The 14,241-nt window shown below is 48.4% G+C and carries 12 protein-coding genes; 9 read left to right on the top strand and 3 right to left on the bottom strand.

Annotation, left to right across the window (positions count from 1 at the left end):
* The first annotated feature begins 288 nt into the window (after nucleotides 1-288).
* The 3 genes from EVX52_RS07835 to EVX52_RS07825 all read left to right on the top strand — a co-directional run bounded on the left by EVX52_RS07835 (nucleotide 289) and on the right by EVX52_RS07825 (nucleotide 3,644).
* Nucleotides 289-1,887 (top strand): tannase/feruloyl esterase family alpha/beta hydrolase, encoded by a 1,599-nt coding sequence (locus EVX52_RS07835; RefSeq protein ID WP_129991024.1) that lies wholly within the window; start codon nucleotides 289-291, stop codon nucleotides 1,885-1,887.
* Between the two features lie 167 nt (nucleotides 1,888-2,054).
* Nucleotides 2,055-2,672, top strand: a complete 618-nt coding sequence (locus tag EVX52_RS07830) for a TetR family transcriptional regulator (RefSeq protein ID WP_129991023.1) — start codon at nucleotides 2,055-2,057, stop codon at nucleotides 2,670-2,672.
* Between the two features lie 105 nt (nucleotides 2,673-2,777).
* Complete coding sequence (locus EVX52_RS07825; RefSeq protein ID WP_129953536.1) at nucleotides 2,778-3,644, top strand: helix-turn-helix domain-containing protein; 867 nt, start codon at nucleotides 2,778-2,780, stop codon at nucleotides 3,642-3,644.
* Between the two features lie 64 nt (nucleotides 3,645-3,708).
* Here EVX52_RS07825 and EVX52_RS07820 read toward each other — a convergent pair whose 3' ends face one another.
* Entirely contained in the window at nucleotides 3,709-4,488 is a 780-nt protein-coding gene (locus tag EVX52_RS07820) for a (S)-acetoin forming diacetyl reductase (RefSeq protein ID WP_129953537.1), read from the bottom strand.
* A 306-nt stretch (nucleotides 4,489-4,794) separates the two neighbouring features.
* On the opposite strand from EVX52_RS07820, the gene EVX52_RS07815 reads away from it, so the two are divergent.
* Together EVX52_RS07815 and EVX52_RS07810 are read left to right on the top strand one after the other, a co-directional pair.
* A complete protein-coding gene (locus EVX52_RS07815) occupies nucleotides 4,795-5,154 on the top strand; it encodes a GtrA family protein (protein WP_129953538.1) in 360 nt (119 codons plus the stop codon).
* On the top strand, nucleotides 5,151-6,059 hold the full coding sequence (locus tag EVX52_RS07810; RefSeq protein WP_129953539.1) for a glycosyltransferase family 2 protein: 909 nt from the start codon (nucleotides 5,151-5,153) through the stop codon (nucleotides 6,057-6,059). The genes EVX52_RS07815 and EVX52_RS07810 overlap by 4 nt, the downstream gene beginning before the upstream one ends.
* Nucleotides 6,060-6,141: 82 nt before the next feature.
* Here EVX52_RS07810 and EVX52_RS07805 read toward each other — a convergent pair whose 3' ends face one another.
* A complete protein-coding gene (locus tag EVX52_RS07805; protein WP_129991022.1) occupies nucleotides 6,142-7,617 on the bottom strand; it encodes a glucosyltransferase domain-containing protein in 1,476 nt (491 codons plus the stop codon).
* A 162-nt stretch (nucleotides 7,618-7,779) separates the two neighbouring features.
* Between EVX52_RS07805 and EVX52_RS07800 the strand changes: the two genes are divergently transcribed.
* From EVX52_RS07800 to EVX52_RS07785, 4 genes are all read left to right on the top strand, one after another.
* Complete coding sequence (locus tag EVX52_RS07800; RefSeq protein ID WP_129953541.1) at nucleotides 7,780-8,193, top strand: hypothetical protein; 414 nt, start codon at nucleotides 7,780-7,782, stop codon at nucleotides 8,191-8,193.
* Between the two features lie 158 nt (nucleotides 8,194-8,351).
* A complete protein-coding gene (locus EVX52_RS07795) occupies nucleotides 8,352-8,540 on the top strand; it encodes a hypothetical protein (protein ID WP_129953542.1) in 189 nt (62 codons plus the stop codon).
* Nucleotides 8,541-9,154: 614 nt separating this feature from the next.
* On the top strand, nucleotides 9,155-10,288 hold the full coding sequence (gene ompC, locus EVX52_RS07790) for a porin OmpC (RefSeq protein ID WP_129953543.1): 1,134 nt from the start codon (nucleotides 9,155-9,157) through the stop codon (nucleotides 10,286-10,288).
* Nucleotides 10,289-10,498: 210 nt separating this feature from the next.
* Nucleotides 10,499-10,984 carry an Rrf2 family transcriptional regulator gene (locus EVX52_RS07785; protein WP_129953544.1) on the top strand — a complete coding sequence of 162 codons (486 nt, stop codon included), beginning with the start codon at nucleotides 10,499-10,501 and terminating at the stop codon, nucleotides 10,982-10,984.
* 99 nt (nucleotides 10,985-11,083) lie between these two features.
* On the opposite strand, the gene EVX52_RS07780 is transcribed toward EVX52_RS07785, so the two are convergent.
* On the bottom strand, nucleotides 11,084-14,236 hold the full coding sequence (locus EVX52_RS07780; protein ID WP_129991021.1) for an efflux RND transporter permease subunit: 3,153 nt from the start codon (nucleotides 14,234-14,236) through the stop codon (nucleotides 11,084-11,086).
* Between the last annotated feature and the right edge of the window lie 5 nt (nucleotides 14,237-14,241).

Raw genomic sequence — 14,241 nt, 5'->3', positions numbered from 1 at the left:
GAAATTCAGGCAAGCGCGAATATACGCTTAACCACCGCAACAGGCAAATAAATACCAGTGATTTTACGTGAGGTAATATTTAATTTTCGATCCTCTCCGAGGCATTCATTATTAATATGTTTATAAATTTAATGATATTAATAATTTTATAAGGATTTAATATTCATCACATATATAATTAATATCCCTTATGAACTTTTTCAAAATGCCCTGAACTCAAAAGACTTTTTTCACGGGTCATTTAATGACAAACTGTCCTTACTTAGCCGCCGGAATGAACGTTCTTTGATGAAAGCTTCTCTTTGTCTCTGCCCGCTTGTACTGTTCACCGCCACTGTTTTATCTGCTCCTGACAAAAGCCTCATTCAGGCACAGTGCGTCGCCTTAAAAAATGTGCATATCAGTGCAGCTGCAATCGGACTTCCGACAAGAGGAGCGCGGGTTACCACCGTGGCGATGGCAGGCCATCCGGGTAATCAGCATTGCAAAGTTGAAGGGCAGATAGAGCCTGTCGATACTGATGCTCCCGATATTAATTTTGAGCTTTATCTGCCGCTTGACTGGAACGGTAAAGCCCTGCAATTGGGGGGGAGTGGTTTTGACGGCGCGATTAAAGACGCTGACACAGCACGCCTTGCCCCGGCAGCCACACCCGGAGCAATAAAACAAGGTTATGCCACGTTTGCCAGTGATTCCGGCCATCAGGGCGGGGTGTCCGATGCTTCCTTTACCCTTAATCAGGAAGCCTGGGATAACTTTGCCGGTGCGCAAATCAAGAAAACACACGACGTGGCCGTGGCCTTAATCCGACAAGCTTATGGTCGTAAGCCGGATCGCATGTACTTCCAGGGTAATTCACAAGGTGGCCACGAAGCGCTTGCCGCGATCCAACGCTTCCCGCTCGACTACGACGGTGCGATTGCCATTCATCCCGTTTATAACGTCGTTGAACTGCATCTGGCCGGGATCAGCATCGGAAAGGCAATCTACAACACGCCGGGCGCATGGATTTCGCCAGCAAAAGCCGCGCTGATTGCCAATGCCGTTACCGGCGCTTGCGACAAACTCGATGGTCTGGCTGATGGTGTGGTCGCGGATCCGGATGCCTGCAGTACCACCTTTAAACTGGCACATCTGCGCTGCCCGGAAGGAAAAGATGTGGGTGCGAGCTGTCTTTCAGACCCGCAAATCGCGCTGGTCCGGATGCTTGATAAACCGGTTCCTTTAGGTGTCAGTCTGCTGACGGGTGATCATTTCGCTCCATGGCCCATTTTGCGCGGTGCAGATGCATCCGCATTGGTCAGTGTTTTTGGCTCCGGTGCCAACAGGCCAAAACCAGAAGCCAGCAATATCATTATTTCCTTTCCTTATATGATGGGTGATCAGGCCGTACGCTACGAAGTGATGCGTGATGCCAGTTACGATTCTCTCCGCTTTGATCCCGCAGCTCACGAGACACGGCTGAAAGAACTGGCAGTACAAATCGATAATGATAGTGCCGACATTCACGCTTTTGTGCAGCACGGAGGAAAACTGTTACTGATGCATGGCACGGCGGATATGGCCGTTCCGCCGGGAAACACCGTGGCATATTACGAAAAACTGAAAGCTGAATTTGGTGAGCAAGAACTTCACCGGTTTGCCCGCTTTTACCTGGCCCCCGGTTTCACCCACAGCAGCGGCACTTATCGGGTAAGCTGGGATTCTCTGGGGACACTGGATAAATGGGTCGTACATGGGATCGATCCGGGCCAGCAAGTGATGACTGATACAAACAAAGCGACTGCAGGACGCGAAATGCCTTTATGTGATTATCCGTTGTTTCCGCGATACAACGGGAAGGGTGATCCGAAAGTGGCCTCCAGTTTTACCTGTGCCAGCCGATAATACTCCCCGTCCTAAGTTTTTCCCGATTCGGCGGGTACACATTTACATGAGATTGCAAGGCATTTACCTATATGAATTCACAGGTGAATGAACGTTCTCAAAAAATCTTGAACATCCGTTCAAGTCTTGGCATTATCCTCCTCTGTTTATCCTGCTCCGGATTTTTAGTGGCATATCTTTGTAAAGAAGCACGCAGAACCACCCTTCTGGAAGCCGCCGCCCGAATTGCCCGTCGTGAAGGTCTGGCTGCGACAACCGTCCGTCGGGTCGCACAGGAAGCCGGCGTTGCAACAGGTCAGGTACATCATCATTTTTCCAGTGCGGCTGAACTACGTGCGCAGGCTTATACGCAGGTGATGAAAGTCCTTAAAGACCAGTTACTGGAAAAATCAATCACGCTCACTGCCCGTGAGCAGCTCAATCTTCTATTGGTTGGCCCGCATGGCGACGCGTTGCTCAACGCGATCCCGCTCTGGCACGAAGCGATGCTCCTGACTGAACAGGAGCCGCGGATGAAAGCGGCATTTGCCGTGTCAGTTGCTGACTGGCATGAACTGGTTTCCAACGCTATCACCCTGGGCAGGCAAAAAGGGCAGTTTGTTGAAGGAGAATCTCCTGAGCACATCTCCTGGCGACTGATTGGCCTGAGCAGCAGCATGGATGCCATGTCACGTCTCGAAACCCTCGGGCTAACCGCAGACTGTGCCGAATACAATTTGAACCGTGCCATCGAAAATGAGCTGTATGCCCGGGAACCCGACCGTAAGGAAACGTCTGATGTTTAAAACACGTTAGCCACAGCGCGGATGTTCTCGTCGTAATAAAGGTGATTTCAAAATCTGTCGCGCATTGATAATGATGCGACTTTATAGCAGCACAGGGAGTTCATTTTGCAGAGCGAACAAAAACCTGATTTTCATGATGATTTGATCAAAGAGCTACTCTACTGGATCGAAGTCAACTTAAGTGATCGTCTGACCATGGAAAAAGCCTCGAAAAAAACCGGCTATTCACCGTGGTATCTTCAGCGTTTGTTTAAAAGTAAAACGGGTTACGCACTGGGTAAATACATCCGTGACCGTCGTCTGACGATGGCCGCTATCGCGTTGCGTCTGACTAATATGCCCATCCTCGATATTTCGTTGTATTACTCTTACGATTCGCAGCAAACCTTCACGCGTTCATTCAAAAAGAACTTCGCCGAAACTCCCGGTACGTATCGCCGCAACGCATCATGGACCATGAACGGGATCACCGCGCCGCTGACTGTCGATGAGTTTCCGCAACCGGAATATGAAATCGTTGAACTGCCGGAGATGGCGTTTGAAGGGGAAACAGTCTCACATTCTTACCCCATTGAGGCCTTATTCAACAGTAAGAATCACGTTCACCGCGCGCAGTTGTTGCGTTATCTGGAAACACCGGAATCACTGCTGGCGCCGGTCTGGGGGTTGTCGGACTGCCGGCCTGATACAAATGATGAAGTGGCGAATGCGTTGCAGATGGATTATACCGTGGCGCATCAGGTGCAACCCCGTGACAGCCATAACATCCTGGTTCCGGCCAGTCGTTATCTGAAGATCAACTATCCGTACGATCTTAACCGGCTGAATGATTTTATTCTGTATCTGTATTCCGTTTTTCTGCCAACTCTGGGTCTGGAATTTATTATGCAGCCGGACCTGGAAAAATACTCGCGTGAGTCTGCTCTCAAAGGCGTAACCTGCGAATATTATATTCCGCTGGCCAGGCATTGAACGGCCAGCAAACAGAAACAAAAAGGCCTCTCATCAGGAGAGGCCTGACAGACAGAAAAGCAGATCAGTTAAACACCATACCGCCATCAATCAGCAGCGCCTGACCGGTCATATAATCGGAATCTGGCCCGGCGAGGTAAGCAACGCAAGCCGCAACATCTTCCGGCTCAGAAAGGCGTTTCAGTGTAATATTCTTAGCGAATTCCTGGGTACCATAGCCCACCGGTTTTCCAGCTGCTGCAGACACCTGACGATCTATTTCTTCCCACATCGGTGTTTTCACAATCCCCGGGCAGAAGGCATTGACAGTAATACCCAGCGAGGCCAGATCGCGTGCTGCCGTTTGTGTCAGCCCGCGAACCGCAAATTTACTCGAACTGTAGACGGCAAGTTCAGGGTTACCCACATGCCCGGCTTGTGATGACGCATTAATAATTTTGCCGCCATGTCCGAGTGATTTGAATGCTTTAACCGCGGCCTGAATACCCCAGATGACACCTTTCACATTGATATTATAAACTTTATCAACAATTTCAGGCGTGATGTCTTCAATCAGTGTTGTCGGCGCAATACCGGCATTATTCACAATGACGTCAAACCCACCGAGTTGTTTGGTGGCTGCTTCTACGGCAGCAAAAACCTGTTCCCGGTCAGACACATCCGCCAGCTGTGCAATCGCTTTACCACCGGCATGATTAATTTCTTCAGCGACTTTTTGTGCAGTCTCCCCGTTGAAATCCACCACAGCCACAGCAAAGCCATCCTTCGCCAGACGCAGTGCAATCGCGCGGCCGATCCCCTGACCGCCACCTGTAACTAAAGCCACTTTTCCATTTTTAGACATACGACTATCCTCTATGTATTCGGTATCTTCTTCAGGTGCTGCGCGTAAGACACGGTCTACCCGACCCGGTGCCGTTACGTGAGCTATCCACTGGTTTACGCCTGCGACGCTCAATGTGCAATTGTTAGCCACGGTCATTAACTTTTTCTCACTCACGAGGAAAGGGTGGATGATAAGACTGCAGCTGGGCACAAGCAGTTGCAGGGATATTGTATTATTCCGGCTTTCTATCTCACTTTGCGGCTGTTAAAGTGGCCGCCTGGTTAACCTTTTAAAATCTGCAGAGAGTTTCCCCGGTTATTCATTATGCTGAAGCTATTCACAAGATACTCATCGGTGGGTGTGATTAATACGCTGATACATTGGCTGGTGTTTGCAGGTTTGTACGCCTGCGGAACCCGGCAATCGCTGGCTAATATTCTGGCTTTCGCAGTTGCAGTGACCTTCTCATTTTTTGTTAATGCACGATGGACATTCAAAGCTGAAGCGACAACCCGGCGTTATATGTTTTATGTTTTGTTTATGGGCACTGTGGCGGCTCTTATCGGCTGGACAGCCGATAAGACGCATACCAGCCCGGTCGTAACGCTGATTGTATTTTCCCTCGTCAGTTTGATCTCTGGTTTTATCTACTCACATTATATTGTTTTCAGGGTTAAAAAGTGAAAATCTCATTGGTTGTTCCCGTCTTCAATGAAGAAGAAGCAATTCCCATTTTTTATCATGCCGTAAAGACGACGCTATCTGAATATAATCTCGAAATTATCTTTATTAATGACGGCAGTACAGACGCCACCGAGCACGTTATTCATTCTCTGTCCGTTACGGATCCGTCAGTCAAAGCGATCAGTTTTATCCGCAATTTTGGTAAAGAACCCGCTCTGCTGGCAGGGCTGGAACATGCGACGGGTGACGCGGTTATTCCGATAGACGTTGATCTGCAGGATCCTATTGAAGTTATCCCGCTGATGATTAATAAATGGCGTGAAGGCTCGCAGGTGGTATTAGCTAAACGCAGAGACAGAAGTACCGACAGTCAGTTCAAACGCAAAACAGCAGCATGTTTTTACAGTCTCCACAATAAAATCAGCTCGCCTAAAATAGAAGAAAACGTAGGAGATTTCAGACTCCTTTCGCGCGAAACAGTCGAAAACCTGAAGCTCCTGCAAGAAAGAAACCTTTTTATGAAAGGTATTCTTAGCTGGGTCAGTGGTGAAGTTGCTGTAGTGGAGTACACCCGTCCGGTACGTGCGGCAGGCAAAACGAAGTTCAATGGCTGGAAGCTATGGAATCTGGCTCTCGAAGGTGTGACGAGTTTCTCAACCGTCCCTTTACGGATCTGGACATACATTGGATTTTTTGTGGCCATGCTGTCTTTTTTGTACGGGGTATGGATGATTGTCGATAAACTTATCTGGGGAAATCCTGTTGCAGGTTATCCTTCAATATTAGTATCGATACTCTTCCTTGGAGGGATTCAGTTAATTGGAATTGGTGTGCTGGGTGAGTATATAGGCAGGATTTATATCGAATCCAAAAGAAGACCACGGTACATTATTAAATCAGATTAATCATAAAAATGCTTCACTCTTGACCGCTGAAGTAGAGATAACCCCAGGCTAAACTCACTTAACCTGGGGTGATTTTATATGTTTACTGACAGCGTGTCCGGTTAAAATCAATAACAACTACGCTGTCTTCTTTCCACATTTTATAATCCTGGTTGCTGGCATAAGGATTTGTCTGACAGACATAATGTGCAATGTTGACATTCACTCCCGTTGCAGGCGAAGCCCAGCGTTGTTGCAATCCGTTCATCGTCATATTCCCCACAGGCCAATACCAGTTACTGAAATAATCAGGTACCAGTACCGCCAGCACAGGATAATTGCTCAGTGAGTTTTCATAAACAGGAGAATGCGGAGGCGTTCCGCTGTAAATAAAATATACAGAGTTATAATCCAGCTCATGAGTATCCGATTTTATCCGCTGCACGAGATTATCATTAAATTTAGCCTGCTCGCGCAAGGCATTACCATAAGCATAAAAAAACACCAGTGATTGAATTACCGGTATCATTAATAGCCAGGTCAGTGGCTTAAGCCGCTTTGGCAATGCCATCGTCAATAACCAGGCACTCAGCAGCATAAATCCACTTAAACCGACCAGGGAACGTGGAGTCAGTAAGGCATTTTGCAATAGCAGCAAACTGCCGGGGATCATGAAAACTGCAATAAATGGCGCAACAACCGCCGCGAAGCAAAGTAACAATGTCACCGCCCCATGATGTTGACGCAGATAGCGAACAGTAATTGTTAGACCCGCAATAACCGCAACGGCGAGGATCAGCATCAGGAAACGCATACCGCCCTGATGTTTCACCAACGTATCATTGATAAATTGGCTGTAACTGTGCAGGTTATTAATAATTGTCGTGAGAAGATTGTCTGTCGCCAATACAGGATGATTGACTTCACTTTTACCTGAAAATGTTGAGGGCAAAATCAGCTTCAGGTAGATAATTGTACCGGCCATCAGTTCACCGAACCGACGACATAAGGTTATCAGGATCAACCCAGGTGAGAGTTGTCTCTCCATCTGGCGGAAGAACGCCGCAATAACCATGATGACTAAAATGTTAATTACCGTCTGATAGAGACAATAAATCGCCACTATGATCGCGGTGCCGGTGACAAAGCGAATCCATGTTTTACCGTAATCTGTCCAGCAACAGTAAAGCAGGCTGAGACCCAGTGCGGCGCTTAAGGTCAGCACATCAAAGCGATAGGAAAAAATTTCCGCCAGATAGGGATTGCAGAAAAAGGTTAACGTGACCAGTAAAATTGTACTGAGTGGGCGATCAGGTAAAAAATGGCGCGCAAATTGTGTGAGGCTTGCGCTGATGATGAGAACACCCAGGATCAGTGGCAGCGGGAAGATGTCCGATATATGAGCACTGAGGAACAATGCTTTTATCATGATATCGGCCAGCGGCCTGCCATCAGGGCCCCAGTTGGTGTAACCCAAAGCAGCGCGACCATTATCATCAATATAATAAATATTGGCTAGCAACAAAGGCAGAACAAACAGAACAGTACAAACGAGCAGAGAGCGAAAAGAAGACTTCATTTATTTAGCCGAGTTTTTGCGGAATATTGAAAGTCTACCTGCTCTGGTTTCCAAGTAAAAGTTTGAATTGAAATACATTGGAATCATCGGGCTTGATACCACATTCTCGGTTTTACCTTCACGCAACTCCCCATGAAGATCAGGAATATGAAAGATAAAAAAATGTCAGATACAAACCCCGGCGTTTTCCGTGAACACCTGACCACATTGGTACGTTCATTACAGATTGCACCTGACGTGGCCGAAAATCAGGTCCTGGACCGGATGGCGCTCAGCTTTCGTAAACTACTGAATTTTTTCGCAGAAAATAACGAACTGACCCAACAGGTATTTTTGCTGCCGCCCCTGGCACAGGAAACACAGCGTTTACTGGTCAGCCTGATGTCTGAAAATCTCGCCCATAACCAGCAGAGCAAACTTTTTCGCAGTGATATTCCTGCTTGCGTGCTGGCGCAGTGTTTTACGGGCATGCTGGTGCAACTGGCGCAAGATCCGGCTGAACCGGCGCTGCGTCATCAAAATAGTCAGGCATGCGCGAGGTTGTTCTGTGAGGGAGTGTGGTTACGGGAGTCATAGTTCAAAACTTCATATAGAAAGCAAAAATGGTTGGTTCAGTTTGCGATCCATAAAAGGTTAACTGAGTTCATTCCCGGGGCAGACATTGTATGCCCTGTTTTTGAAACCAACGTTAAAGAAGGCTTTGATTTGAAAGCTGCGATTAACCGGAGGCCTGTATGTCAACGACTGTACACACTGCTGAGCACCGTTCGCTATGGCAACGCATCACGCGCCGCAAAGTCAGTAATCCACCAGAGGAAAGGACACATGATACCTACCGCTTGCTGGAAAGCTTTCACGCCACAGGGTGTCTGTACGGTATTGATGTGGGGAACAGTGATCCGACCTGGTTTCGCCGCTCCTGACCGGTATATCCGTTTATTACGGTTCAGCTATTGGAACGAGCTGTGCAATTAGCAAAACCTTCTCCTGATTGTATGTGCTGTACCCTGCATAACCGGTGTTTCCGTTGCGGAAAATGCAACCGTGGCATCTGTTATGTAGGTTGTTGTGGAAAGTCTCTCTGACCTCGTCGTAGAAATTTTAGTTCTCTCTCACTTGTTGAGCCCATAACTTTCGCCAGTTATGGGTTTTTTTATGCAAAAAAAACCCCGCAGTCAGGCGGGGCAATATAATAACGCCGTTAACCGGGGCAGAACGGCGATCAAAAACAAATATAAGTAAAACCAAGGAAGGGTAAAAATAAAGCTGCAGTGATGATGCCACAGCTCTGGAAAATAAAGTACCACAAACAACAAGACATTTATAAATATAAATTTCATATGAATTACATTATTATATTCATGGTATATATTAATTGCCCCTCCAGAAATAACTAGCAATAAATAATAAAATTAAAAATGATAATTTACCTACTGACCCGCGGAACTCTGTAGGTAATATTAATACGAGTCTGACTCATTGATAATACATATATAATAATTTAAAACATCCAATCAAATGATAAAGGAATGACATCATGAAATTAAAAGCATTGGCACTTATTATCCCGGCATTACTGGTTGCAGGCGCAGCGCATTCTGCTGAGGTCTATAATAAAGACGGCAATAAATTGGATCTGTACGGCAAAGTGGATGGTTTGCATTATTTCTCTGATGATGCAGGCAAAGATGGCGATCAGACCTATGCGCGTGTGGGTTTTAAAGGCGAAACTCAGATTGCTGACCAACTGACCGGATATGGTCAGTGGGAATACAATATTCAGGCTAACAATACAGAGAGCAGCGGTACATCTGGCAACGCAACCCGTCTGGGCTTTGCAGGTCTGAAATTCGGTGATTTCGGCTCATTCGACTACGGCCGTAACTACGGTGTTGTGTATGATATTGAAGCATGGACCGATATGTTGCCAGAGTTCGGTGGTGATACTTACACCACGCCTGATAACTTTATGGTTGGCCGTACCAACGGGGTTGCCACTTACCGCAACACTGACTTCTTCGGCGAAGTAAAAGGCTGGAATTTCGCACTGCAATACCAGGGTGCAAATGATGGCGATAATAACAGCGAAGATTTCCAGTTTGGTGAAGGCACTAACAATGGTCGTGACGTGCGTCATCAGAACGGTGATGGTTTCGGTATTTCTACCACTTATGATTTCGGCATGGGTATTACGGCCGGGGCTGCCTATGCATCTTCTGATCGTACGAATGATCAAATTGCCTATACAAACGCTGATGGCGATAAAGCTGATGTGTGGACAGTGGGCGCGAAATACGATGCAAACAATGTCTATCTGGCTACCATGTATTCTGAAACCCGCAACATGACCCTTTATGGCAGTGACGGCGTGGCAAATAAAACTCAGAACTTTGAAATTACCGCACAATACCAATTCGATTTTGGTCTGCGTCCTGAAGTTTCTTACCTGCAATCCAAAGGTAAGAATCTGAATGAAGATACCAGCCGTACCGATAACGATCATGACTTAGTTAAATATGTTTCTGTGGGTACCAGCTATTACTTCAACAAAAACATGTCTACCTACGTTGATTACAAAATCAACCTGCTGGACAATGATGATGACTTCTATAAAACCAACAATATTTCTACCGATGATATCGTAGCGGTTGGTCTGGTTTATCAGTTCTAATTTCTGAAACTTCTTATTGAATGTTCTGAGTACAAAACCCGTCTTAGGATGGGTTTTTTTGTGCCCAAAAACGTGATTATCTGTGCCTTTGGGAGGTGTCTGCCTTCAATAATGCAACAGTGTTTGTTATATTATTGACCAGATCACGTACGGGGCAATTCCTCTGTGATACGGTGCTTTACCTAAGACTTGGTTTCTCAGGACAATGACATGTTAGATTATCGCTTTCCGACAGCTATGCAGATGGTGTTTTGTATCGCTCAGTCCCAAAAGGCTGGCCAGCGCTGCACCAGTGCGATTTTAGCAACGGGTCTGGAAGCCAACTCCAGTTTTATCCGCAAACTGATGGTGCCGCTGACGCAGCATGGCATCATCGTTTCCACTCTCGGCCGTACCGGTTCGATCACGCTTGGCCGCCCGGCGGAAGAAATCACGCTTCGCGACATTTATTGCGCAGTGATTGAAGATAAACGTCTGTGGGCAGCCCGCCCGGACGTACCCGCCCGCTGCGTTGTCAGTGCCAACGCGTGCACGTATTTCAAAAATATCGTCAGCGAAGCTGAAGAAGCATCATTTCAGGTATTGGCCCGTCATACGGTCGCTGATGCGCTGGCTGAGTTCGAACGCGGTGGCAAGTACAAATGTACCAAAGACCTGGCTTCGCAATACGCCGAAGATTCTCTCTGCTCAAAATAGAGTGCTATAAGCCAGTCCGCGCACATCGCGCTTAAAAAAAACCTGTAAAAAAGCCGGGATATTCTCCCGGCTTTTTGCATTGTGGTTATCTGAAGAGCGTTATGCTACTTGCGTTTCCAGCACCGCTTTCTTACGCGTCACCAGCTTACGCAGCGCGACATAAAATACAGGCGTCAGGAACAGACCGAACAACGTCACTCCCAACATGCCGGAAAATACGGTGATTCCGGTAACACCTCGCACTTCAGCACCCGCACCGTGACCGAGGATCAACGGGATAGTCCCGGCGATAAACGCAATCGAGGTCATCACGATAGGGCGCAGACGCAGACGACATGCCTCAAGCGCGGATTCGATAATCCCTTTACCTTGCAATTCAAGCTCACGGGCGAACTCAACAATCAGAATCGCATTCTTACATGCCAGCCCCATCAGCACTACCAGGCCGACCTGAACAAACACATTGTTATCGCCCCCCGTCAGCCACACACCGAACAAGGCCGATAGCATGGTCATTGGCACAATCAGGATCACCGCCAGCGGCAGCGTCCAGCTTTCATACAGTGCAGCAAGTACCAGGAACGCCAGCAATACGGACATCGGGAATACAATCAACGCCGCATTACCTTGTGTTGACTGCTGATAGCTCAGATCAGTCCATTCGATATTCATACCATTCGGTAACAGGTTTTTGGACATTGCGGTCAGCTCCGTCATTGCCTGCGTCGAAGAAAGCACACGCGGATCGGCATCACCGATTAAATCTGCTGCCGGATAACCATTATAGCGGATTACCGGGTCAGGGCCGTAAGTGGTGGTAATGTTCAGCATACTGCCGATGGGTACCATTTCACCTTTATCGTTACGGGTACGCAGATTGGCAATGTCTTCCACGGTGTCACGGAACTGTCCATCCGCCTGCGCCATTACTTTCCATGTACGACCGAATCGGTTGAAATCATTGATATAAGACGAGCCGAGATAGACCTGCAACGTGCTGAACAGTTCATCAAGTGATACGCCCTGAGCCTTAGCTTTGTCACGGTCAATATGTGCGTCGAGCTGCGGCACGTTAGCCTGATAGGAGGAAATCGGATACCCCATTCCCGGCGTCTGCATAATAGCGCCCGACATGGTGTTAATCGCGGTTTGCAATGCACCATAACCCAACCCCGCGCGATCCTGCACATACAGGGAATAACCTGAACCCTGACCTAACCCGAGGATCGGCGGCGGCATAATGGAAAACGCGAACCCTTCCTGAATCTGCGAAATTTTGGCGTTTATTTCCGCATTAATTTCCGCCGCCGTACGGGTACGTTCACTCAGCGGTTTCAACGCAAAGAACACCGTGCCGGTATTCGGCGTATTGGTGAACTGCAGCGCGTTCAACCCGGGGAATGCCACCGCATCAATGACACCATCGGTACTTAAACCCATTGCGCTGATTTTGCGGATCACCGCATCAGTGCGGGATAATGACGCACCTTCCGGCATTTTCACACCTGCAATCAGGTACAGTTTATCCTGCGTCGGAATAAAGCCCCCCGGCACAGCTTTGAACATAAATGCAGCCGCGCATAACAACAGAACGTAGACCACAAATACCGCGCCACGACGTCCCAACGTTTTAGACACAGCATTCTGATAACGATGTGAACTGGCATTAAAGAACCGGTTGAACGGTCGGAAAATCCAGCCAAAAAGTCGGTCGATGAGCCGCGAGGGCATGTCTTTCGGCGTACCGTGCGATTTCAGCAACAATGCCGCAAGAGCAGGGGACAATGTCAGCGAGTTGATGGCCGAAATCACAGTTGAAATAGCGATAGTCACCGCAAACTGCTTGTAGAACTGACCGGTTACCCCCGACAGAAACGCCATCGGCACAAATACCGCACACAGCACCAGAGCGATAGCCACGATCGGCCCGGACACCTCCCGCATCGCCTGATGCGCAGCATCCCTTGGCGCAAGTCCTTCCTCAATGTTTCGCTCGACGTTTTCCACCACTACAATGGCGTCATCGACGACTATCCCTATCGCCAGCACCAGTCCGAACAGGCTGAGCGTATTGAGTGAAAATCCGAGCAAATACAGGATGCTGAATGTCCCTATCACTGAGATCGGTACCGCCAGCAGAGGAATGATCGACGCACGCCAGGTTTGGAGGAACAGGATAACAACCAGCACGACCAGCACGACGGCTTCCAGCAATGTGTGAACCACCGCACTGATGGAATCCCGGACAAACACCGTCGGGTCATACGGCGCACGCCAGGTCATGCCTTCCGGGAAACGGGTTGCCAGTTCAGTCATTTTGGCTCGTACCGCATCTGACAAATCAATCGCATTCGCTCCGGGAGACTGGAAGATACCAATCCCGACTGCGTCTTTATTATTAAGCTGCGATCGCAGGGCATAGCTACCGGACCCCATTTCAATACGCGCCACATCACGCAGACGGACAATTTCGCCATTATCACCGCTTTTCAGGATAATTTTGCCGAACTCATCTTCATCTTTCAGACGCCCCTGTGCATTGATGGAAAGCAGATAGTCACTGTCCTTCGGCATCGGTTCAGCGCCCAACTGACCGGCAGAGACCTGCACATTCTGTTCCTGCATGGCTTTCACAATGTCAGAAGCCGTCAGACCTCGGGCCGCAACTTTGTTCGGATCCAGCCACACGCGCATGGCATATTCGCCTGCACCGAAAATCTGAATCTGCCCGACACCCGGCAAACGCGCCAGTTCATCTTTCACCTTCAGCGTGGCGTAGTTACTCAGATACAGCGAATCATACTTGCCGGAAGGTGATACCAGATGCACCACCAGCGTTAACGTTGGCGACTGCTTCTGTGTGGTCACACCCTGACGGCGGACATCTTCCGGCAGACGTGCTTCAGCCTGCGCGACCCGGTTTTGCACCTGAACCTGAGCCTGATCCGGATCGGTACCCGGACGGAAAGTGACCGTTGTCACCAGAACGCCGTCAGAACCGGCGACGGATTTCATGTACACCATATTTTCGACGCCGTTAATCGCTTCTTCCAGCGGCGTCGCAACGGTTTCTGCAATCACTTTCGGGTTGGCGCCCGGATATTCAGCACGAACCTGAACGCTTGGCGGTACCACGTTAGGGTATTCACTGACAGGCAGCAAGGGGATAGCAATTGCCCCGGTAACTAAAATCAGAATCGACAAAACGGCCGCAAAAATCGGCCTGTCGATGAAAAAGCGGGAAAAGTCCATGAGTC

It is taken from the genome of Rahnella sp. CFA14(1/10) (genome assembly GCF_004195095.1).
In the GTDB taxonomy this organism is placed as follows: domain Bacteria; phylum Pseudomonadota; class Gammaproteobacteria; order Enterobacterales; family Enterobacteriaceae; genus Rahnella; species Rahnella perminowiae.
The sequence above is the reverse complement of the archived record's forward strand: the minus strand, read 5'-3'. Positions and strand labels throughout refer to the sequence as shown.